The organism is Pedobacter sp. AW31-3R (genome assembly GCF_052180285.1).
Classification (GTDB): Bacteria; Bacteroidota; Bacteroidia; order Sphingobacteriales; family Sphingobacteriaceae; genus Pedobacter.
Genome location: NZ_CP197475.1, coordinates 5,764,894 through 5,787,654, shown reverse-complemented (window position 1 = coordinate 5,787,654; position 22,761 = coordinate 5,764,894). Strand labels below are relative to the sequence as shown.

The window sequence follows — 22,761 nt, the reverse complement described above, 5'->3', positions numbered from 1 at the left end:
TTTTGTGTTGCTTATGTAAATATTACTTCATTGATTAGTTCCTGGAAAAAAAATGCTATATTTTTGAATTCTATTCACATACACCATTATAAACTTAATGAAATTGAGGAAAGTACTTGTTTGGTTTCGGAACGATCTGCGGTTACATGACAATGAGATGCTGGTAGAAGCAATTGCCAAATCTGATAGTATCCTGCCTGTTTATTTCTTTGATCCGCGTTATTACGAATTCACTGAAGATCATAAAATCCAGCCCGGAAATAACAGGGTTCAGTTTTTAATAGAAAGTGTGGGTGCCTTAAGAGAGTCATTAATAAAATCTGGGGGGAACCTTTTAATTATTGAAGGTAAACCTGAAGATCATTTACCTCAGCTGGTAGAGCAGTATGATATTGCTGAGGTTTATCACCATAGGGAAGTGGCGACAAAAGAAACTGTGATTTCTTCAAATGTTGAAGATGCCCTGTGGAAGATTAAGGTTAACCTCAAACATTTTGTTGGTCATACCCTGTACAATAAAGAAGACCTCCCGTTTCCAATAAAAGATATTCCTGATGTTTTTGCTCAGTTTAAAAAGAAAACGGAGCGGGATGCAATTGTAAAAGAGTGTTTTCCGGTTCCTGAGGCTATTGTTTTTACTGAGGCTGATGACTGGGGTGTATTACCGGAATATCACATGAATCAGTCTGATGGAAGATGCGGAGGCGAGCAGGAAGGTCTTATTCATCTGGATGAACTATTCAGGGAAGGTGCCGACATCTACGCTAAAGTCAGCAATAGGTCGCAAGGAATTAAGCCCCGCTATTCTTCTGCTCTTTCCCCCTGGCTGGCCTTGGGCTGTTTATCGCCCCGTAAGGTATACTGGGCAATAAAAGAGGCCGAGCGTCAGTTTGGCTTGAATGCAAATTTTAATCAGCTGGTTCTTGGATTGCTTTGGAGGGATTATTTCAGGTTTATGTTTAAAAAACATAATGGTAATTTTCTGAAAGAGGAAGGCATTGCTATAGAAAGTACATACAATCAGGAGCGGGAAATTTTACAGCTTCAAAAGTGGAAGAGCGGCCGTACAGAGAATGCTACGGTTGATTTGTATATGAAGGAGCTGAATGCGTCCGGATTTATTTCACATCAGGCTAGACTACTGGTGGCTACTTACCTGATCCATGTAATGAAAGTTAAATGGATGGATGGGGCGATTTATTTTGAAGAGGCACTAATTGACTATTCACCTGCGAGTAACTGGGGCAATTGGGCTATAGTTGCAGATGGGGGTAAGAGTACACTTTCCAAAAGTATATTTGATTTAGATAAACACCTGAAAATACTTGTAACAGAGGCAAACAACCCCTTGGCTGTTTCGATTTAATTACAGAATATTCTTTTCTGATGTAGAGTATGCTTAATTTTTATTATGTTCGACAAAAATGTTTCACCAAACAATTTTGTTTAACTTTTGTTGTTAGAATACTTTGAAAAAATTCTCAATCAGTGATATCGAAGGCCTTATAGGCATAAAAGCACATACTTTAAGGGCCTGGGAATTGCGATACAATATAGTTCCAGGAAAGCGGACCTCCACCAACATCAGATATTATGATGAAGAGGACCTTAAGCTGCTGTTGAATATTGTCGCATTGAATTCAAACGGTTTTAAGATCAGCCGTATTGCCAAAATGAGCAAGAAGCACATTACTGATATCGTATTGCAGCTGCAGTCGAAATGGAGTAATGATTCTATCCAGTTGCTGGGGCTTTCAGAAGCTACATTAAAGTATGATGAGATTGCTTTTGCTTCTATCCTTGCAGGCTGTATTGACGAAATGGGACTTACTAAAACCATGGATACGGTACTTTTTCCCTTTATGAAAAGGGTTGGTATGCTGTGGCAAACGGGAACGCTTGATCCCTCCCATGAACATTTTGCTTCCAATTTAATCCGTGACAGGATTATTGTTGAAATTGATAAAGTAGTCAAACCACAGAAGGATGATGCCAAAAGGTTCCTGTTGTTTCTTCCGGAGACGGAAATGCATGAAACAGGATTATTATTTGCACGGTATTTGCTGAAGAAATGTGGAATGGATACCCTGTACCTTGGACAGGAGATTCCGTACAATGATATCGAACGCGTGATTGCATCGTATAAGCCGGATTATGCGTTTATTGTTCTTACTTCCTTAAACCTGGGTAAGAGTGTGAATAAAATAATAGCAAAATTGATGAATCATGTGAATGTTCCTTTGCTGGTTGCCGGCAGTCTGATCTCTGAATTTGATATTCTCGTTCAGGATGGTTTGAAACCTTTGAAAAACGTTTGCGATATTGTTGAATTTCTTGAAGAATTATAACTGTTTTATAAGGTAAAATCCTAATTTTGCCATACTTATACCAATTCTTAAACAATGGATAATTTATCTTATCTCAACGGCGAAAGTGCCGATTACGTCGATTCTATATACCAAACTTACAAACAAGACCCAAATGCGGTTGAATTTGGATGGCAGAAATTCTTTGAAGGCTTTGATTTTGGACGTGGGGCTGATGCTTCGGCAGTTAGTGAAGGGACCCCTGAACAATTTTTAAAAGAAGTAAATGTGCTAAACCTGATTAACGGATACCGCCAGCGCGGGCATTTGTTTACGCAAACCAATCCGGTAAGGGAAAGGCGTCACCATTTACCTACACTTGACCTGGAAAATTTTAAGTTAAGTGATGCAGATCTGGATACTGTTTTCAATGCAGGTGTACAAATCGGGATCGGGGCAGCAAAATTAAGTGATATTGTTGCTTTTCTGAAAAAGACTTACTGCAGATCTATCGGAGCAGAATATAAGTTTGTCCGTAATCCTGAAGTTCTGGGATGGATTGAGCATAAGATGGAGAGTGTTCAGAATACCCCTAACTTCTCTATTGATGAGAAAAGACGTATCCTGAAAAAATTGAATGAAGCGGTAAGTTTTGAGAATTTTCTGGGAACGAAGTTCCTGGGACAGAAACGTTTTTCCTTGGAAGGTGCCGAAGCATTAATTCCTGCACTGGATTCTGTGATTGAAAAAGGTGCTGCGATTGGGATTGAGGAGTTTGTGATTGGTATGGCTCACCGTGGACGCTTAAACGTCTTAGCCAATATCATGCAGAAAACTTATAAGGATATCTTTGCGGAGTTTGAAGGTAAAGGGTACAGCGCGGATTCACCTTTCGGTGGGGATGTGAAATATCATTTGGGTTATTCTACAGATGTAACGACCAATGATGGAAAAAATGTTCACCTGAGTCTTTGCCCTAACCCTTCCCACCTGGAAACAGTTAATGGAGTGGTAGAAGGGATGACCCGTTCAAAAATTGATTTCAAATATGGTGGTGATAATTCACGTATTGCCCCTATCCTGATTCATGGTGATGCTTCTGTTGCAGGACAGGGTATTGTGTATGAAGTGATACAGATGGCAGGCCTGGACGGATATAAAACAGGAGGAACAATTCACCTGGTGATCAATAACCAGGTAGGTTTTACCACAAACTATAAAGACGGACGTACCAGTACGTATTGTACTGATATTGCCAAGGTAACTTTATCGCCTGTATTCCACGTGAATGGAGATGATGTGGAAGCCCTGGTGTATGCCATTAACCTGGCCATGGAATACCGCCAGAAATATAAAAATGATGTGTTTATTGATATCCTGTGTTACCGCAGATTTGGTCATAATGAGGCTGATGAACCGAAATTTACACAGCCGGTATTGTATAAACTCATTGAAAAACATGCTAACCCAAGAGATATCTATATCAAACAACTGATAGGTGAGGGTAAACTGGAAGCCAGTCTGGCCAAAGAACTGGAAGCAGAATTCCGGGGTATTTTACAGGAGCGGTTAAATGAGGCGAAAGAACTTACTTCTACTTACAGGGATGTGAAATTTGCCGGTGCATGGGCTGATCTTCGCCTGGCCAATGCAGATGACTTTAAGGTTTCACCTGATACTTCTGTAAAGAAAACTACACTGTTGGAAATTGCAAAGCGTATCAGTACTTTACCCGAAGGCAAGAAGTTTTTCAAGAAGATTGAAAAGCTGTTTGCTGAACGGAATAAAATGGCGGTTTCAACCCATGTCTTTGACTGGGCCATGGGCGAGCAAATGGCTTATGCTACCTTGCTTTCAGAAGGTAAAAGGGTTCGTTTAAGTGGACAGGACGTGAAAAGAGGAACATTCTCTCACCGCCATGCCGTAGTTACCCTGGAGGATTCAGAAGAGGAGTATACTCCGCTGTCTAACCTTTCTGATCAGCAGGCTCCATTTGATGTGTATAACTCCCATTTATCTGAATATGGCGTTTTGGGATTTGAATATGGTTATGCCATGGCAAACCCGAATGCATTGACGATATGGGAAGCCCAGTTTGGTGATTTCTTTAATGGAGCACAGATTGTGGTAGACCAGTACATTGCCAGTGCAGAAACAAAATGGCAGCGTGCAAACGGATTGGTGATGTTATTGCCACATGGTTATGAGGGACAGGGACCTGAGCACTCTTCTGCAAGGATTGAGCGCTTTATGGAGCTTTGTGCAGATTATAACATGCAGGTAACCAATTGTACGACCCCGGCTAACTTTTTTCATGCTATCCGCCGCCAGTTTAAACGTGAGTTCAGAAAACCATTGGTGGTATTCACGCCGAAAAGCTTGTTGCGCCATCCTGCATGTGTTTCAAAATTAGAGGAGTTTACTGAAGGGAAGTTCCGTGAAGTGATTGATGATACCAATGTAAAAGCAGCAGAAGTAAAAAGAGTGTTGTTCTGCAGTGGTAAAATCTATTATGAACTGTTGGAAAAACAACAAAAAGATAACAATCATGCCGTTGCTATTGTACGTGTGGAACAATTGTACCCAACTCCGCTCGATCAGATGGAAACCATATACAAACGCTATAAAAATGCAAAAGAGGCCATTTGGGTTCAGGAAGAACCTGAAAACATGGGGGCTTGGCCTTACTTACTGCGTAAAACCAGAAAAACAGCTTTCAGTGCCATGGAAGTGATATCAAGAAAAGAAAGCAGCAGTACAGCATCAGGTTTTGCGAAACAACATGCTGATCAGCAGGCTTATATTTTAGCAAAGTCTTTTGAAACTCCCGTTACGGAAGAAGAGAAGAAGATTGCTAAAAAATCAGTGAGTAAAGTTTATAATGTAGATTAATAGAATAAATATAATAAATCAGTTATGGGTCTAGAAATAAAAGTTCCGCCAGTAGGAGAGTCAATTACCGAAGTTGTTTTGTCACGTTGGGTGAAAAATGATGGTGAGGCAGTAGAAATGGATGAAGTGATTGCCGAATTAGAGTCTGATAAAGCAACTTTTGAGTTAACTGCTGAACAAGCTGGAACTTTGAAAATAGTAGCAAATGAAGGGGATACCTTACCTATCGGTGCCGTTGTTTGCAGTATTGAAGATGGCGGTGCAGCACCAAAAGCTAAAGATGAAGCACCTGCAGCTGAAAAAGCAGTAGTGGCAGAGGATAAATCAGCAGCCCCTGTTGCAGAAAAAAATGGCGAAAGTTATGCTACCGGTACACCATCTCCTGCAGCGGGTAAAATACTTGCCGAAAAAGGTGTTGATGCCGGTGCTGTAAAAGGTTCTGGTGTTGACGGAAGGATCACGAAAGAGGATGCACTGAAAGCAGAAAAACCTGCTGCTGCTCCTGCTAAAGCATCATCTCCTGCTCCTGCAGCTGCCCCGGTTGTAGCTGGTGCAAGAAATGAACGCAGGGAAAAAATGTCTCCTTTACGTAAGACTGTTGCCAAACGTCTCGTAGCAGTGAAAAATGAAACAGCTATGCTGACTACCTTTAACGAGGTAGATATGAAGCCTATTATGGACCTTCGCGGAAAATATAAGGATAAATTCAAGGAGAAACATGGTGTTGGTTTAGGGTTCATGAGCTTCTTTACCAAAGCCGTTTGTGAGGCGATGAAAGATTTTCCTGCAGTGAATGCCCGTATCGATGGGGATGCTGTGGTATTTAATGATTTTGTAGATATCTCTATCGCTGTTTCTGCTCCTAAAGGATTGGTAGTGCCAATTATCAGAAATGCAGAAAGCCTTAGTCTGGCACAAATTGAGAAATCTGTGATCGAATTGGCTACCAAAGCACGCGACAGCAAATTGACAATTGAAGAAATGACAGGCGGTACTTTTACCATTACCAACGGTGGTGTTTTCGGTTCCATGATGTCTACCCCAATTATTAACGCACCTCAGTCAGCCATATTGGGGATGCACAATATTATTGAACGCCCTATCGCAATTAAAGGCGAAGTGGTTGTCCGTCCGATGATGTACCTCGCCCTATCTTATGATCACAGGATCATCGATGGAAGAGAGTCTGTTGGATTCCTGGTAAGGGTAAAACAATTGCTGGAAGATCCTGCACGTTTATTGCTGGGTGTTTAACATTCAATGTCAGGTTTTGGAAACGGCTTAAAATTTTCAGACTGACCAACCTTTTAAAAAGCCCAAACATCCTTAAAAATGTTTGGGCTTTTTTGATGCCTGTCTTTTTTGTATTTGATCTTCTGATTTTTGGAAAATAGACATTTTGAAGTCATATAATGAGAACTAAGCGTTTAAACATGCTTTTTTAGTACTTTTGCGGGGTGAAAAAAAAGTACTTATTATTGTTCTTATTACTTGTTCTTTTGATAACTGAAAATACAAAAGCACAGGATAATTCAGACCAGTCCGGTCAAACGCTCCACATCGGAAAAAGTTTGTTTTCAAATGAGATAAAGAGGAATTTCTCCCGAAAGGGAGATTTTTATGTACACTGGGGCTATAACCATTCCTGGTATGGAAAAAGTGACATTAATTTTAAGGGGCCTGGTTATGATTTTACCCTGAAAGATGTGGTTGCGCATGATAGGCAGTCAAAGATGGGCTGGGAGTATCTTGATCCCGGCAAGTTATCTATTCCTCAATATAACCTTCGTGTAGGTTATTTTATCTCAGACAATTACAGTATATCTATCGGTTGGGACCACATGAAATATGTCATGGATATTCCTCAACGTGTATCCATTACCGGTTATATTGATCCGGAGATTTCTACGCCCGGGATTCCTACCGGGGATTATGCCGGAACGTATAATGGCGAAATGATTGATGTGAAGGCTGATATGCTGACTTTTGAACATACGGATGGTTTCAACTATGCTAATATCGAAGTGGAACGTTATGATGATATCTGGGTGGCTCCTTCACAGAAAACCTCATTGACGCTGGAGACTGGTCTGGGTGTCGGACTGATTGTTCCTAGAACCGATGTACGTTTGTTTGGTGTCGGGCAGAATAACTACTTTAATGTTGCTGGATATGGTGTTTCTGCAAAGGCGGGATTAAAGTTTTATCTCACTAAAGGATGGTATATCCAGAATACAACGAAAGTGGGCACAACAAAATTAACACGTATACATACTACCGGTCGGAATGATTATGATAAAGCCAGACAAAACATCAATTACATAGAGAATTTCTTTGCTGTAGGTTTTCAGTTTTAGTATTAGACTTCAGAAAAAAGACGTTTAATTTTTCAATCCTTTTTACAGTTCATGCAAATAGGACCAGAAAATTAAACGTCTTTTTTTATAGCGGTATATAGAAAATGAACTATTTATTATATAGGGTATTATAATACTTTCTTTATTCTTCCTGATCCTATAATGGTTTTGGTTATTGTCGCATCACCGGTATACAAAATATTACCCGATCCGCTGATGACTGCTTCAATGCTTTTCTGTGCACGAATATAGATAGATGCAGAACCACTGATCTGTGCAGAGAGGTGATCTACTGAGAAGCTTTTTCCGGCGAAGTTGCCTGAACCGCTGATGGTCAAATTGGATTCGTTAGCCTGACCCTGAACATTCAATGATCCTGAGCCGCTGATTACCCCTACAAATGATTTACAGTTTGCTGCTGCTTTGATATTTCCTGAACCGCTAAGGGTGGCTACGAGTTCAGCTGTGCTGATGGTATTTTCGACAGTCAGGCTTCCAGAGCCACTCATGGTTAGGGAAGTTAGTTTTTTTGCTGTGATGTAAGCGGTTACCCGGGCATTTTTGTGGCGTCTTGACCAGTCATTCCATTTTCTTGTACTCGGCCTGATGATTAAGACACCTTTTTCAACTTCGGTGACCAGATCATCAATAGCATCCTGGTCGCCTTCCAGACGAATAGCCTCTTTATTGCCTAAAGTTACTTTAATGTTTATTGGTCCGCCGCCAGCAATTCCTTTAAAACTACCCGTCGGTTTTTCTTCCTGAAGGAGGGAAGCATTTCCAGTCCTTACAGGTTCTTTTGCGCTGGCAATGTGATACATGCTCATCAGTACCAGCAGGAGAAGTGTATTTAGTTTTTTCATCAGAATATAATTGTTTTTTAAAGGTGATGAAGCGATCATAAGCTTATTCATTACGGTTTGTAGGCGGTAAGCTTATGATGGTTTCATCAGTGAATATTTTCTTTTTAAAGGTGATGAAGCTATCATGTGCCTATTCATTGCTGTTTGTAAGCGGTAGGCTTATGATGGTTCCATTTTTTTTATAACAAGACACCTGAACAATAGAAAAGTTGCATCTAGTAGTCCTCTTTTTTCAATTCTATGTAATAGTTGGGGTCAGCTTTGAAATTCTTTTCGCTGATGTCCTTGTCAATACTGATCGTTTTTATTACAGCACCTGGTTTAATGAGTGTGTAGGAGTCTTTTTTCAGCATCACCTTTACTGGCATGTCAAAACCATTTACGGTGTTTTTCCAGCGGTAGGAGAGTTTTCCATCTTTTATTTGATAAGAGAGTACCGGGATTTTTATTGTCCGAAGATACTGATCGAAGATTTTATCGAGCTTTAATCCACTTTGGACAGCAATATAATTCTCTATTTGTGCAGTAGTTACGGTCTGATGGTAAAAGGTTCTATTCAGTCCCCGTAAGATATCCCTGAATTTTTCGTCGTTATTGATCAACTGCCGGATGGTGTGCACCATATTGGCTCCTTTATAATACATATCACCGGAGCCTTCTTTGTTGACATCGTAAGGGCCGATAATAGGAATATCATTGGAGATATTTGCACGCAAACCTATTACGTAGGCGGAGGCCGCATCTTTTCCATGCTGTGATTCTGTAAATAAGGCTTCAGAATAGTCGGTAAAACTTTCATGTACCCACATGTCTGCTATATCCTTAGTGGTAATATTGTTACCGAACCATTCATGGCCACTCTCATGTATGGTAATGTAATCAAATTTCAGTCCCCATCCGGAATAGGAAAGATCTTCTCCGAGGTATCCCATTTTAAATTCATTTCCGTAGGCAACAGCACTCTGATGCTCCATGCCCAAATGTGGTGCCTGTACCAGTTTATACCCATCTTCATAAAATGGATAAGGGCCAAACCAATGTTCAAAGCTTTTTAGCATGGGCTTAACATCGGCATCCCAATGTGGCCGGGCTTGTGTACTGTCTTCTTTGAGCGACCAGAAATCCAGGCTAAGGTTGCCTTTTTCTCCTTTAAATGTATCCGTCCAGTGTGTGTACTTTCCAATATAAAACGTAACAGTATAATTGTTGATGGGATTGCTGACAAACCAGTTGAATTGTGTATAACCATCAGAACGCGCTGTCTGACTGCGTAAACGGCCATTGGAAATTTCCTGCAGACCTTTGGGGACGCTGATGCTGATCAGCACACTGTCCACTTCATCACTTTGGTGATCTTTATTCGGCCACCAGCAGCTTGCGCCAAAGCCCTGGCAGGCCACAGATACCCATGGATTTCCGGATTTATCCTTACTGAAAATAAAACCTCCGTCCCAGGGTGGTCTGCGTGCAATCACAGGATTCCCGGAATAGTAAACGGTGAATTTATCCTTTGTTCCTTTCTTAATGGTCTCGGGAAAGGTGACGAAGACGGCATTAAATTCTCTTTTGAAGGGAAGTTCCTTGTTTTTATGGATGACCTTTTCCACTTTGAGGTTGCTGAAGAGATCAAATTGCAGTAAACTGAAATCTTCTGTGGCAGTGAAATTAAATTCATTACTGCCACTAATAAACTTTTGATCGATGTCAATCTTCACATCAAGGTGGTAATAGTTCAGGTCATAACAACTACGCAGAGGAGTTAACATCCCTCTCAGGGTATCGGCTCGTGTAAATGCAGGTTTTTTCTGTAACAGTTGCGCTTGCGCAACAGAGATCAGTAGCAATAAACAGATTACGCTGCTAAAAATTCTTTTCATTTGGGGCTGCTTTATTTCTGTATACCCTTTAGTCGGAAGCATGATGATTTTCGGCTGAAGGATAAGTGGGATATCGTTAGGGTTTCAATACGGTGACAGTAAGTGATGAGGTATTTGCCTGATCATGATAAATGCGGTGTGTAGCTTTCTGGAAATCCTTGTCCCCGGCATGGTAGATATCCATAAATTGCTGTGGATTCCTGTCTGCCAGGGGGAACCATGAATTTTGCACCTGGATCATGATTTTATGGCCTTTTTTAAAGGTATGCGCTACATCTGGCAGGGTAAAATTCACCTGTGTAACCTGTCCCGGAACAAAGGGTTCAGGGTGCTCAAAGCTGTTACGGAATTTACCACGCATGATTTCTCCGCGGACCAGCATTTCATAACCGCCCATAATGACTTTGGGATTCACCAGAGAGGCAGGGGCATCTTCGGGATAGACATCGATAAGTTTTAGCACATAATCGGCATCAGTACCTGTAGTAGATACAGCGAGTTTTGCCAGTAAAGGCCCTGTGAGGGTGATGTCTTCAGTCAGTGTTTCGGTCTCATATACTTTAACATCCGGCCTGCGTGCTGCAAAGCGCTGATCGTCGATCATATACTCACGTGTCCTTCTTTCCTGTACACCATCCTGATAAGGCACCGGATGGTTAGGATCGCTGACATATTCATCATAACTGTTGCTGCCTGTTGGTGCACTGAAATCTAACTTTCCATTTTCATGGAAATACAGCGTTCTGGACGCTATGTCCTTTGGTGGCCATTTACTGAAATTTTTCCATTGATTGCTCCCTGTAATAAATATAGTGGCTTCAGCAAGATCTGCCGGCGCAGCATCTTTCAGGTATTGCATAAAAAATGGAAATTCTACTTTTTCCTGATACCAGGTACTGGTAGGTTGGTCAAATCCGATATCGCCAAAACTGGAACCGTCTGATCTTGACCATCCGCCGTGAAACCAAGGACCCATGACCAGTTTATTGTTCACTTTGGGATTCTGGTCTTCTATGGCTTTATAGGTGTGGAAGGTACCATAGGCATCTTCAGCATCAAAAAAACCACCAACCACCAGCACTGCCGGTTTTACATTTGTTAAATGGGGGCGTATATTTCTCTGTTTCCAGAATTCATCGTAGTTGCCATGGGCCATCAGGTCATTCCAGAATCTGATGGTATCTCCAAAATATTTTTCTTTCACATTTTTCAGGGCACCCAAACTCAGGAAAAATCTGTAGTTGTCTTTGATAGGGAAGTTAATTCCTTTCGGGCCTTTGTCAGGTGTAATGGGTTTCGGGCGGGGTACCCCAAAGGTGGAATAAAAATTAAAGGCGTCGGAGAGCATGAGTGCACCATTATGGTGAAAGTCATCTCCCAAAAACCAGTCTGTTACAGGTGCCTGCGGTGACACGGCTTTAAGTGCTTGATGTGCTCCCGGTAATGCTGCGGTGGAGTAGAAACCGGGATAGGAGATCCCATAAATACCCGCCTTACCATTGTTCCCCGGAATATTTTTGACCAGCCACTCAATCGTATCATAAGTATCCGAACTTTCATCTATATCTTTTTTACTTTTTTTGTTGGCTATATGGGGTCTGATGTCTTCATATTCACCTTCACTCATCCATTTTCCACGTACGTCCTGGTAAACAAAGATGAAACCTTCTTTCAGAAACAGGGAAGACGGGCCTAAACTAAGCTTATACTTATTTTCCCCATAGGGATAACTGGTATAAGGTGTGCGGTTAATCATAAAAGGATACTTTTTATCCTTGTTTTTTGGAATATAAATAGCGGTAAAGAGTTTAACTCCATCACGCATGGTGATATTTCTTTCAATTTTAGTGTAATTGTCGCGCACAAAAGCAGAATCAGTAACCTGCGCAGACGATGAATAACCCGTTGTGAGCGATAATAATGCTATGCACAACAATTTAAAGCGAGTGACCATAGGAAATAATATTAATAGACTATAAATATAGGGGATATCGCTGCTTTTTTCTTAAGAAGCTGCTTTTTGTATCCTAAAATCTTTGCACTAAAAATTCAATTATATTCTAATGAATCCTTGTACCTTTGTCCCCGATTGATAAAATACCTTATGGGCGATAAAAAATATAGCTTTTCATCTGTTTCATCATTGTTCCCGGATAGGCTGATGGCGGTTATTAAATTCGGTATTACGGGGTTTTCGGGGCTCATTATCGATTTCGCACTTACCTGGCTTTTTAAAGATGAACTGCATCTCAATAAGTTTGTGGCGAATGCAATTGGTTTTTCAGCTGCAGTCATCAGCAATTACCTGATCAACAGGAATTGGACCTTCAAAGGGAATAAGGCTAAAGCCGGGCCACAGTTTACTGCTTTTGTTACTGTTTCAGTAATTGGTTTGCTGTTGAACTCCGGAATTATTTATTTGCTTGATAACGTGTTACTGCTGAATTTCTACCTGAGTAAAGCAGCTGCAATATTCATCGTATTCTTTTGGAATTTCAGTGCAAACTACTTCTTTGTCTTCAGGTCTTCGGCAAACAAACCCCTATCTTAATCAAGGTATTCACCAAACTCTCCATTCCTCTATGCAAGAAGTATTATCTGATCAGCGAAAACAATGGCTATATCTTTTTATTGGCTTAGCCGTATTATTAAATTTTAGCGGATTGTTTGTCACCATTATGGGGCCTGACGCAGCATTGTATGCTTCCATTGCCAAAACAATGGCACATCAGAATAACTTTGCAGATCTGTTTGTACAGGGCAAGGATTGGCTGGATAAGCCGCATTTCCCATTTTGGATCACAGCCCTATCCTTCAAGATATTTGGTGTACATAACTGGTCATATAAACTTCCGGGTATTCTATTTGTCCTCATGGCTGCCTGGTATACCTATCGGCTTGCGAAGCATTTATATCGTCCTGAGGTGGGATTATGGGCCGTTCTCATCCTGCTTACCTCCCAGCATATTGTGATTAATAATATGGATGTGCGGGCTGAGCCTTACCTCACGGGGCTTATTATGGGCAGTGTGTATTATTTTTATCGGTCGCTCGGGGGGAAATGGTTCTTTCCTTTGCTGTTGGCCAGTGTGTTTGCTGCCTGTGCAGTAATGACCAAGGGAATTTTTGCTTTAATTCCGATAGGAGGGGCGGTTGCAGGGGAGTTGCTGATTAAGAAGGACTGGAAAATGGTGTTTAACTTCAGGTGGGTAATGGCATTCGTACTAATTCTTATTTTCGTTACTCCGGAAATATATACGCTCTATATTCAGTTTGATATACACCCTGAGAAGCTTGTTTTCGGGCGTACCGGCGTTTCGGGAGTTAAATTCTTTTTTTGGGATAGCCAGTTTGGTCGTTTCTTCAATACAGGGCCTATAAAAAAGGCAAGTGGTGATCCTACTTTCTTTTTACATACCATATTGTGGGCTTATCTGCCCTGGGCATTGCTGTTGTATGCTGCCATTTTTCAGTTTTTCCGGAAGAACTTTAAACAGCCGGCACAGGCGGAATGGTATTGTATTTCCGGAGCCTTGCTTACCTTATTTATTTTCTCTGTTTCAAAGTTCCAGCTTCCGTTTTATATTACGATTGTATTTCCATTTTTCTCTATTCTTTGTGCACAATACATTTGCGGTATCAAAGAAGTGAAATCCATAAAGGTGATCAGAATTGTTCAGCTCGTTGTGGGTGCCATTATGGTGCTGCTTGTGGCTGCGCTTCACTACTTTTTCCGTCCGGATAACCTGAACGTGATTAAGGTACTCCTGCTGCTCGTTCCTGTGATATTGTTTATTCTGGTTTCTTACAAAGGAGATCATGGACGGTTCAGAATTTTCCTGCAGATAAGTGCGGTCGCTTTTTTTGTTAACCTATACTTTAACCTGGCCTATTATCCGGGACTGTTGAAATATCAGGCAGACAGTGAAGCCGCCTTCTGGATCAATGCACATAACAGCAGAAACCTGCCTGTGGTACAAACCAGAATTGCATTCGGTTACCCCCTGGAGTATTATACCCACGCACCTGTGTATTTTTACAGGGATGGAGAAGAAAAATTACTGCCTCAACAGCCTTATTTACTCTATGGAGAAAAAGAAAATATTGATCAGCTGATTGGTACGCAAAACCTCCGGGTGAAAAGATTACATGCCTTTCCGAGTTACCGTATCACCATGGTCAAAGGGAAATTCCTGAATCACAAGACAAGAGAAGAGACACTCACCATAAATGAAGTGGTTGAAGTGTATTAACTGTCTGAACTGCTCAGTTATTGATTAGAAATAGTTATCATTCAGATTAAAAACAACTATCAATAAAGGCTTTATCCGATGCCATATATTTATTGAGGTTTATTAACTTTGCTCAACAAAAAAATCAAATATGCAATACGACGTCGTTATTATTGGTTCTGGTCCTGGTGGGTATGTAAGTGCAATCAGATGTGCACAATTAGGCTTGAAAACTGCAGTTATAGAAAAATATAAAACTTTTGGAGGTACTTGCCTAAATGTAGGTTGTATTCCTTCAAAAGCACTTCTGGATTCTTCAGAGCATTATCATAATGCTGCGCACACATTCACTACACATGGTATCGACCTTAAAAGTTTAAAGGTAAATATGCCGCAAATGATTGCACGTAAGAATGATGTCGTTGCACAGAATACTGCAGGTATTGTTTACCTCTTCAAAAAGAATAAAATAGACAGCTTTGAAGGTGTAGGTTCTTTTGTAGATAAAAACACGATAAAAATAACAAAGGCTGATGGTACGGCAGAGCAAATTACGGCAAAAAATGTGGTGATTGCTTCCGGATCAAAACCAACAGCGTTACCATTTTTGCCGGTAGATAAAAAACGCATCATCACTTCTACTGAAGCCCTTAATATTACTGAGGTACCAAAAACAATGGTCGTGATCGGTGGTGGTGTGATTGGTTTGGAATTGGGCTCTGTCTATGCGCGTTTGGGTACAAAAGTTTCTGTTATTGAATTTCTGCCTTCTATTATCGCGACCATGGACGCTGGTCTTGGAAAAGAATTGCAAAGGGTATTGAAAAAATCCCTTGGTATGGAGTTCTATATGGGACATAAAGTTACCGGAGCGACTACCAAAGGAAAAACAGTTACTGTAACTGCACAAAATGCAAAAGGTGAAGAAGTTTCCATGGAAGCTGATTACTGTATTGTTGCTGTAGGCCGTACGGCTTATACCGAAGGACTTGGATTAGAAAACATCGGTATTAAAACTGAAGAGCGTGGCAACAAGATTCCTGTAAATGCACATCTGGAGACCAGTGTTCCAGGTGTATATGCAATTGGAGATGTGGTAGCTGGTGCTATGCTTGCACATAAGGCCGAAGATGAAGGGGTATACGTGGCAGAGACCATTGCGGGACAAAAACCACATATCAACTATAACCTTATTCCAGGAGTGGTATATACCTGGCCTGAAGTGGCGTCAGTTGGTTATACTGAAGAGCAATTGAAAGAAAAAGGAACCAAATATAAAGCAGGATCATTTCCATTTAAAGCAAGCGGACGTGCCAAAGCAAGTATGGATACGGATGGTTTTGTAAAAGTACTTTCTGATGCGGCAACGGACGAGATCCTGGGTGTGCACATGATTGGCCCACGTGCTGCAGATATGATTGCAGAGGCTGTTGTTGCCATGGAATTCCGTGCGTCGGCTGAGGATATTGCGAGAATCTGCCATGCGCACCCAACCTATACGGAAGCATTTAAGGAAGCAGCAATGGCTGCGACAGAAAATAGAGCGATACACATGTAAGCTTTGTCGGGTGTTGAAATAAATCTGTTATTTTTAGCCCATTAAATACAAAAACCCGGATTCACGATCGTGAATCCGGGTTTTTTATTCCTTGTGATGTTGATATCTCTTTGCCATTCGTAAAATGAGATGGCACCGCTATTAGTTTTCAGCTTTTTTTAATGGTGGGGGATAGAGTTCCGAAACCATGCCTGCACAGATATTAATCAGGTTCAGGTTTTCATCCAGGTGGCCATGCTGTACTTCTACATTCAGATAGGGGATCTTGTTCTGCATGGCATAAATAGAAAGTGAACCATCGTCAGGCGCATCTTTCGATTGTAAAACAACATTCACATTGGCTTTTTTTAAACGGTTAAACAGGTCCAATTCTGTCACCAGAACCATATCGTCAGGATCCATCTCAAAGTTAATGTGTACGGAGTCTGCGGCACTTTCCAGTTCATATCCTTTGAGGTAACTTCTGATGCCGAAGCCGCCATCACCATTGTTATGTAAGGTGAAGATATATCCATGCATTGCCGGATTGTAGTGGTTCATGATGGTTTTTCCTGCTTTTTCCATCTCCAGAATCACTTCCTCACTGGAAGGGCCGTATTTTTCAAGCCCCAGTTTAATGCCCCTTTTTGTATAAATGCTATTCGGATCTAACTGATAGGTTTGTTCATTGTAAATGAACTTGTAATTTCTGACACCACCATACTGACAATCAACTATAGAACCTCCATTGACGTTGATAAACTGGAATGCGGCTTTCACACCGGTATCTTCATTGTCATGTATGGTAAGGAAATGGATTTCGGGATCGCCGTGGCTATATTTTATCAGGTTGATATTTAAATCACCAGCAACAATATAAGAAGTGTCTGTTGCCATTCCTTCAAAGACTGGAGGATGCTGGGCATTTGCAATAAATGGAATTGTCAGCATGAAGCTTAGAAATAAGTATTTCGGGACCATAAAAAATCTGATTACCTGATTGATAGGTTAATAATAAGCAAAAAAGGAACCATTTCCGGTTCCTTTTTAAAATATTTGGTAGTTAAACAGATTTTAGTGCTTATCGCCCAGGTCATATTCATGGACATCCTTATGGTCGTAAGGTTGAACCATTAATTCTGCCATGGTAATTCCTTTTTTGTTGAACCCTAAACGATCCAGTATACGGTCGAAGATCTGGTACATCACAGGTACGACAATTAGGGTAAGGAACAATGAACTCAATAGCCCTCCTATAATTACCCATGCCAATCCATTTTTCCATTCCGCACCTGCACCGCCTGCAAGGGCAATTGGCATCATCCCAATCACCATGGCGATGGTAGTCATCAGAATAGGCCTTAAACGTGCATGGTTAGCCAGAATAAGGGCTTCATGGGTTGTTTTGCCTTCCGCTTTCATCTGGTTGGTAAAATCGACCAGAATAATCGCATTTTTCGCTACCAGTCCGATGAGCATGATCAATCCCAGAATAGTAAATATATTCAGGGCATTGTTGGTTAAGGCGAGTGCAAGTAGGGCTCCGATAACAGATAAAGGAATGGAGAACATCACCACAAACGGATAAACAAAACTGTCATACAGGGCAACCATAATCAGGTAGACCAAAATAATTGATGCCAGTAAAGCAATTCCTAAAGTTCCGAATCCTTCTCCCTGATTCTCCTGATCACCTGCCCATACATAACTTACGCCAACAGGTTTCTTTAATTTACCTTCCTCTTCCAGCTTATCCAGTTTTTCCTGGAATTCGGTGACGATATCTCCTGTTGGGCGACCAATTGATTGCGCTTTGACAGATACTGAAGTACTTTTATCACGGCGTTCCAGCTGACTTGGCCCTGATCCTTCTTTGATTTCCGCGAATTGGGAAAGCTTGATCTGTTTTCCGTCAGTGTTGACAAAAATAAGGTTCCTTACATCATCTATATTCTTACGGTTAAAGGTCTGGTAACGGATATTGATATCATATTCGTATTCGCCCCGGCGGAATTTCCCATCGGTATTACCGCTAAAGGCCGTCTGCATGGTTGCCCCAACAGTTTGCAGCGTTAAGCCCAGAGCAGCCATTTTATCACGGTCTACCTGTACATTAATTTCAGGACTACCACTTTCCACAGATAATTTAAGTTCTGCAGAACCTTTGATCTGGGCAAGGACTGCTTTGGCTCCCTCGGCATATTTCATGGCACTGTCCAGGTCTGAGCCCATCACTACAAGTTCAATGGGGGCATTCTCAGCGATACCCAGAATACTGATCGGTACTGTTTTTACTTTTGCACCTACCAGGTATTTCGCCAGCTCACGGCTCACCTTAGTGGCATAGATACTTGAATTATCCGCACGTTCATTACGGGGTACCAGCTTTACATTGATCTCTGATTTATAGGCTGTCGCCTGAGTTCCTCCAAAATCACCACTCGATTGTCCTACAGTTGTGATTAATTGTATGATCTCATCCTTTTTGGTCAGAAAAGCCTCAGCTTTTTGTGTGGTGAGGTTGGTCTGCTCTATCGATGCATCTTTTGGTAATTCTATTTGAACCAGAAATTCTCCCTTATCACTCTTAGGGAAAAACTCTGTTCCCACATATCCTGCTGGGATGAGGCCGCATGAACCAATGAAAAGTACCAGCACGAGTAAAATAGTTTTCCATTTATTGGCTAGGGACCAGGTTAAAATACCTGTAATCCAGATCGTGAATTTGCGAAGCTGATTTTCAAACCATAAGATAAAACGGCCAAATACATTTTTACCTTCTATTTTTTCCAGTTTACCGAAACGTGACGATAAAAGGGGAACTATAGTAAATGAAGTTAACAGGGAAAGCATCGTGGCAATAATTACCACCACACAAAACTGTCTCAGGATATTTGATACCAGTCCGGTACTAATGGCAATAGGGAAAAACACCACCACAATTACGAGGGTAATGGAAACAACAGTAAAGCCAATTTCACTTGTTGCATCATATGCCGCACGTACCTTATTCTTACCCATCTCCATATGGCGGTAAATATTCTCCAATACCACAATGGCATCATCCACAAGGATACCTACCACCAGTGATAGTCCCAGTAAGGACATGAGGTTTAAGGTAAAACCGAATACACTCATTCCTATAAAGGTTGCAATCAGCGAAGCTGGAATGGAAACCATTACAATCAGTGCATTCCTTAAACTGTGAAGGAAGAAAAGCATCACTACGGCTACGAGGATAATAGCGAGAATCAAATCATGGATAACAGCATCGGCAGATTCCAGGGTGAAGATGGAACTGTCATTCGCAATAATCATTTTCAGCTCATTGGCTTTATAGTCCTTCTCCAGCTTTTCGATAATCAGGTGAACACCTTTACTTACTTCTACAGCATTGGCATCTGATTGTTTAATAATCTGAATGGCAATAGCCCCTTTACGGTCAATACGAGCCAGTTTCTCCACCTCCTTCTGGGTATCACGTACGTCTGCTACGTCGGATAAACGGATCTGGGCACCGTCTTTACCTGTACTTACCACAAGGTTACGTAACTCATCAACATCTTTGTATTTACCCGATAAACGGATCAGGATATCCTGGTCCTGGGTTTTTACGCTACCCGTAGGGAAGTCCAGATTGGATGTTAAAATAGACTGCTGTACCTGTGGCACCGAAAGGCCGTAACCTTGCAGTTTGTTGGCATCCAGTGCAACTTCAATTTCTCTTTCCTGTCCACCAACAAGATTTACCTGGGCCACACCTGTGACGCGTGATATGATGGGAGCAATACGCTTATCAATCAGGTCATAAAAAGAGGCGTCATCCATTTTTGCGGAAGCCGACATGGTAATTACCGGTAAATCGTCTAACGAGAATTTGGCTAGGGATGGTGGTTTTACTTCTTCGGGTAAATCGGCCAGTATAGCATTTACCTTACGCTGAGCCTCATTTAAGGAAAGATCCACATTGGCTTTATCATTCAGCGTAATGGTCACTGTGGATAAACTTTCGTAAGATACCGCATTCAGCTTTTTAATATTTTCCATTGAAGACACCGCATCTTCAATTTTCTTGGTAACGGTATTTTCAACCTCACTGGGTGAAGCTCCGGGGTAAATCGTAGATATGGAAACCACATTGTTGGAGAACTTAGGCAGCAACTCATAACTTAGGGAGAAGTAGCTCAATAGTCCCAGCAAAGTAAGTACGGTAAATACTACGATGACAAGCGAAGGCCGTTTGATTGATATTTCTGTTAATTTCATCTATATCGTCTTTTATTATTTAATAGGAGCAACCGCAGATCCGTCAATCAGATTGATTTGTCCGCTGATTATAACTGTTTCTCCTTCTTTAAGTCCTTCGATAATCTCTACATTATCGTTGATGATCCTGCCGGCCACAACTTTACGGATTTTGGCAGTATTGCCATTCTCCAGTACAAAAAGCTGGTTGCTGCTGACACTCCCCACAAATGATCCGCGTGGAACCGTGATAGTTGGTGCCTGTGCAGGAAATTTGAAAGTGGCAGTACCATACATTCCTGCTTTAATGGTATTGGTATGGTTGTTTTCCACTTCAATTTCTACCGGGAAGTTTAATGTATTGTCTGCTTTAGCGGCAATGAAAGTGATTTTTCCGGTATACTTATCGGCAGGAAATACATTTGATCTGATTTGTACACTGTTGCCTATTTTAAGGTTTGCTACCTGGTTCTCGTTTACATTTACATTCAGTTTTAACTTTGAGACATCTACCAGTTCAAACATCTGGGTACCCTGTGCAGTGACAAAAGCACCTACTTCAATATATCTTTTGTTCACTATACCAGTAATAGGCGATTTTATATTGGCATCACTTACTTTGCGGGAAGAGCTTTGTAGTCTTAACCTTGCATTCCTGGTAGCCAGTTTTGCCTGGTCCAGCTGTTGCTGAGTTACACCGCCCGTAGCGAAAGAGCTTACATATCTTGCTTCATCTCTAATCGCATTGTCCAATGCTGCCTGGGCAGTTTCTTTATCCGTGTTGATAATTTCGGCATCAATATGCGCAAGGATTTGTCCTTTCTGCACCTTATCACCTTCATCCACGTAAATTTTAGTCACACGACCTGCATTTTCGGAGAGAAAGTTCAGTTCCTGTTTAGGTGCGAAATTTCCGTTCACACTAAAATCTAAATCAACAGGTTCTTTTTTTACTGCGGCGATACGAACGCTGACAGCACCACTACCTTCAGAAACTAATGCTGTTTGTGCATCATTTTTCTTTTTATTGCTGTTCAGAACCCATGCAATAAGGCCAAGGACAACGATGATGGTTACAACTGTTATAATTCCTCTTTTCATTTTAATAGTGATTTTATATTTCCGTTAGATTTGATTAATTGTATTTCGGCGATTTTATAATTTAATAAGGCCTGTGTATAACTATTCTGTGCTTCTGTCAATGCATTCTCCGTATCGAGTAAATCAGTTAATGCGGCAAGACCATTGTTGTAGTTATTTTGCGTACTGTTATAGATTTCCTGGGCAAGCTGTACGTTCTGACGCTGCGTTTTGATGGTATTGATATTATTCCGGAGCTGTATTTTGGCATTCTCATAAGCCAGGTTCAGGCCATTGGTCGTCTCCCGGATGTCTATGTCTACTTTCCTGAGATCAACATTTGCCTGACGAATTCTGGAGCGGGTCGCAAAACCATCAAAGATAGGTACCTTTAAAGTCAGGCCTATGGCAGAAGCATCATAATAAAGTGCACTTCCATTTCTGCTGAACAAGTCGAATCTGCCACTCTGCCCGGTAGTGGAAATATTTGCAGTAAGTGATAGGTTAGGATAATATTCCGCTACATATGCTTTACGCTGCAGTTCATATAATTCCTTTTGTACATTCAGCAGTTTAATTTCTGTCCTGCCAGCTACATTAATACTGTCAGCAAGTACTGGCATCGTCTCAATTTTTGAGAATTCATCTGCCGGTAATACAATATCCGTGTTAACAGGCATTCCTATTGCATATTTCAATTGGTTTTCCAGTTGAACCACTGCATTGATCGTCTGTTCCCGTTGAGTTTGCAGATTGGTTAAATTGACCTTGATCCTGTCCACGTCAATCTTCTTCGCCAGGCCGTTCGCATATTGGTTAGAGATGATCTTTTCCACAACTTTTACATTTTTGATATTGGTATCAATCACATTCAGTTGCTGCCTGCTCACCAGTACCTGGTAATATCCGTTGGCTACTTGTTCAATGACCTGCTCGTCCGTTAAATCAGCATTCAGGTTATAGAAGCTTTCACTTGTCTTTGCTGCTTTCAGCCCCGTAAAAACCTGCTGATTGAACAACTGCTGACTAAGTTGCAGTCTTGCATTACTGTCCCATTTGTTTCCGAGCTGCACTGCCTGTCCATTAAAAACCAGCTGTCCAATAATCGGATTATAGTTAAGTGCGGCATTTCCCGTAATCTGTGGTAAGGCTTGAGCTCTTACTTCCTGTGTTTTAAATTTACCACCATCTATATCCAATTTGGATTTACGGGCATTGGCATTATTCTCTACTGCATAATTAAGTGCGTCCTTCAGCGTAAGTTGTTGCTGCTGCGCATAAGTAAGATTAGAAAATAACAAACCCAATAATAAAAGAGGGATTGGTCTTATTCGTTTAATCATTGTTTCGTTTCATTTAGGTTGATGGCTGA

General features: G+C 41.2%; 15 protein-coding genes. 8 read left to right on the top strand and 7 right to left on the bottom strand.

Translation table 11 applies throughout. The features are described from left to right. The first annotated feature begins 97 nt into the window (after positions 1 to 97). From ACSBL2_RS23640 to ACSBL2_RS23620, 5 genes are all read left to right on the top strand, one after another. A complete protein-coding gene (locus ACSBL2_RS23640; protein ID WP_442589019.1) occupies positions 98 to 1,366 on the top strand; it encodes a DASH family cryptochrome in 1,269 nt (422 codons plus the stop codon). Between the two features lie 103 nt (positions 1,367 to 1,469). Then, on the top strand, positions 1,470 to 2,348 hold the full coding sequence (locus tag ACSBL2_RS23635) for a MerR family transcriptional regulator (protein ID WP_442589018.1): 879 nt from the start codon (positions 1,470 to 1,472) through the stop codon (positions 2,346 to 2,348). 54 nt (positions 2,349 to 2,402) lie between these two features. Further along, a complete protein-coding gene (locus ACSBL2_RS23630) occupies positions 2,403 to 5,198 on the top strand; it encodes a 2-oxoglutarate dehydrogenase E1 component (protein ID WP_442589017.1) in 2,796 nt (931 codons plus the stop codon). A gap of 24 nt (positions 5,199 to 5,222) precedes the next feature. Beyond that, positions 5,223 to 6,452 (top strand): 2-oxoglutarate dehydrogenase complex dihydrolipoyllysine-residue succinyltransferase, encoded by a 1,230-nt coding sequence (gene odhB / locus ACSBL2_RS23625; protein WP_442589016.1) that lies wholly within the window; start codon positions 5,223 to 5,225, stop codon positions 6,450 to 6,452. Between the two features lie 245 nt (positions 6,453 to 6,697). Further along, positions 6,698 to 7,555: a hypothetical protein gene (locus ACSBL2_RS23620; RefSeq protein WP_442589015.1), complete on the top strand. Its 858-nt coding sequence runs from the start codon at positions 6,698 to 6,700 to the stop codon at positions 7,553 to 7,555. A gap of 128 nt (positions 7,556 to 7,683) precedes the next feature. Here ACSBL2_RS23620 and ACSBL2_RS23615 read toward each other — a convergent pair whose 3' ends face one another. The 3 genes from ACSBL2_RS23615 to ACSBL2_RS23605 all read right to left on the bottom strand — a co-directional run bounded on the left by ACSBL2_RS23615 (position 7,684) and on the right by ACSBL2_RS23605 (position 12,249). After that, positions 7,684 to 8,418 carry a head GIN domain-containing protein gene (locus ACSBL2_RS23615; protein WP_442589014.1) on the bottom strand — a complete coding sequence of 245 codons (735 nt, stop codon included), beginning with the start codon at positions 8,416 to 8,418 and terminating at the stop codon, positions 7,684 to 7,686. Positions 8,419 to 8,633: 215 nt separating this feature from the next. Next, the gene (locus tag ACSBL2_RS23610) at positions 8,634 to 10,295 is read right to left on the bottom strand and encodes a M1 family metallopeptidase (RefSeq protein WP_442589013.1); all 1,662 of its coding nucleotides are present in this window, start codon (positions 10,293 to 10,295) and stop codon (positions 8,634 to 8,636) included. A gap of 76 nt (positions 10,296 to 10,371) precedes the next feature. Then, a complete protein-coding gene (locus ACSBL2_RS23605) occupies positions 10,372 to 12,249 on the bottom strand; it encodes a CocE/NonD family hydrolase (protein ID WP_442589012.1) in 1,878 nt (625 codons plus the stop codon). Between the two features lie 150 nt (positions 12,250 to 12,399). On the opposite strand from ACSBL2_RS23605, the gene ACSBL2_RS23600 reads away from it, so the two are divergent. From ACSBL2_RS23600 to lpdA, 3 genes are all read left to right on the top strand, one after another. Beyond that, positions 12,400 to 12,846, top strand: a complete 447-nt coding sequence (locus ACSBL2_RS23600) for a GtrA family protein (RefSeq protein ID WP_442589011.1) — start codon at positions 12,400 to 12,402, stop codon at positions 12,844 to 12,846. Positions 12,847 to 12,877: 31 nt separating this feature from the next. Beyond that, complete coding sequence (locus ACSBL2_RS23595; RefSeq protein WP_442589010.1) at positions 12,878 to 14,548, top strand: ArnT family glycosyltransferase; 1,671 nt, start codon at positions 12,878 to 12,880, stop codon at positions 14,546 to 14,548. Between the two features lie 130 nt (positions 14,549 to 14,678). Then, entirely contained in the window at positions 14,679 to 16,085 is a 1,407-nt protein-coding gene (lpdA, locus tag ACSBL2_RS23590; RefSeq protein WP_442589009.1) for a dihydrolipoyl dehydrogenase, read from the top strand. 141 nt (positions 16,086 to 16,226) lie between these two features. Here the strand turns inward: lpdA and ACSBL2_RS23585 are convergent, their stop codons facing one another. The 4 genes from ACSBL2_RS23585 to ACSBL2_RS23570 form a co-directional block, all read right to left on the bottom strand. Further along, positions 16,227 to 17,015 (bottom strand): hypothetical protein, encoded by a 789-nt coding sequence (locus tag ACSBL2_RS23585; RefSeq protein ID WP_442589008.1) that lies wholly within the window; start codon positions 17,013 to 17,015, stop codon positions 16,227 to 16,229. A 123-nt stretch (positions 17,016 to 17,138) separates the two neighbouring features. Further along, positions 17,139 to 20,330: an efflux RND transporter permease subunit gene (locus tag ACSBL2_RS23580; protein ID WP_442589007.1), complete on the bottom strand. Its 3,192-nt coding sequence runs from the start codon at positions 20,328 to 20,330 to the stop codon at positions 17,139 to 17,141. Positions 20,331 to 20,345: 15 nt separating this feature from the next. Further along, a complete protein-coding gene (locus ACSBL2_RS23575) occupies positions 20,346 to 21,410 on the bottom strand; it encodes an efflux RND transporter periplasmic adaptor subunit (protein WP_442589006.1) in 1,065 nt (354 codons plus the stop codon). After that, positions 21,407 to 22,732 carry a TolC family protein gene (locus ACSBL2_RS23570; protein WP_442589005.1) on the bottom strand — a complete coding sequence of 442 codons (1,326 nt, stop codon included), beginning with the start codon at positions 22,730 to 22,732 and terminating at the stop codon, positions 21,407 to 21,409. Before ACSBL2_RS23570 ends, ACSBL2_RS23575 begins: the two co-directional genes overlap by 4 nt. Positions 22,733 to 22,761: the final 29 nt, after the last annotated feature.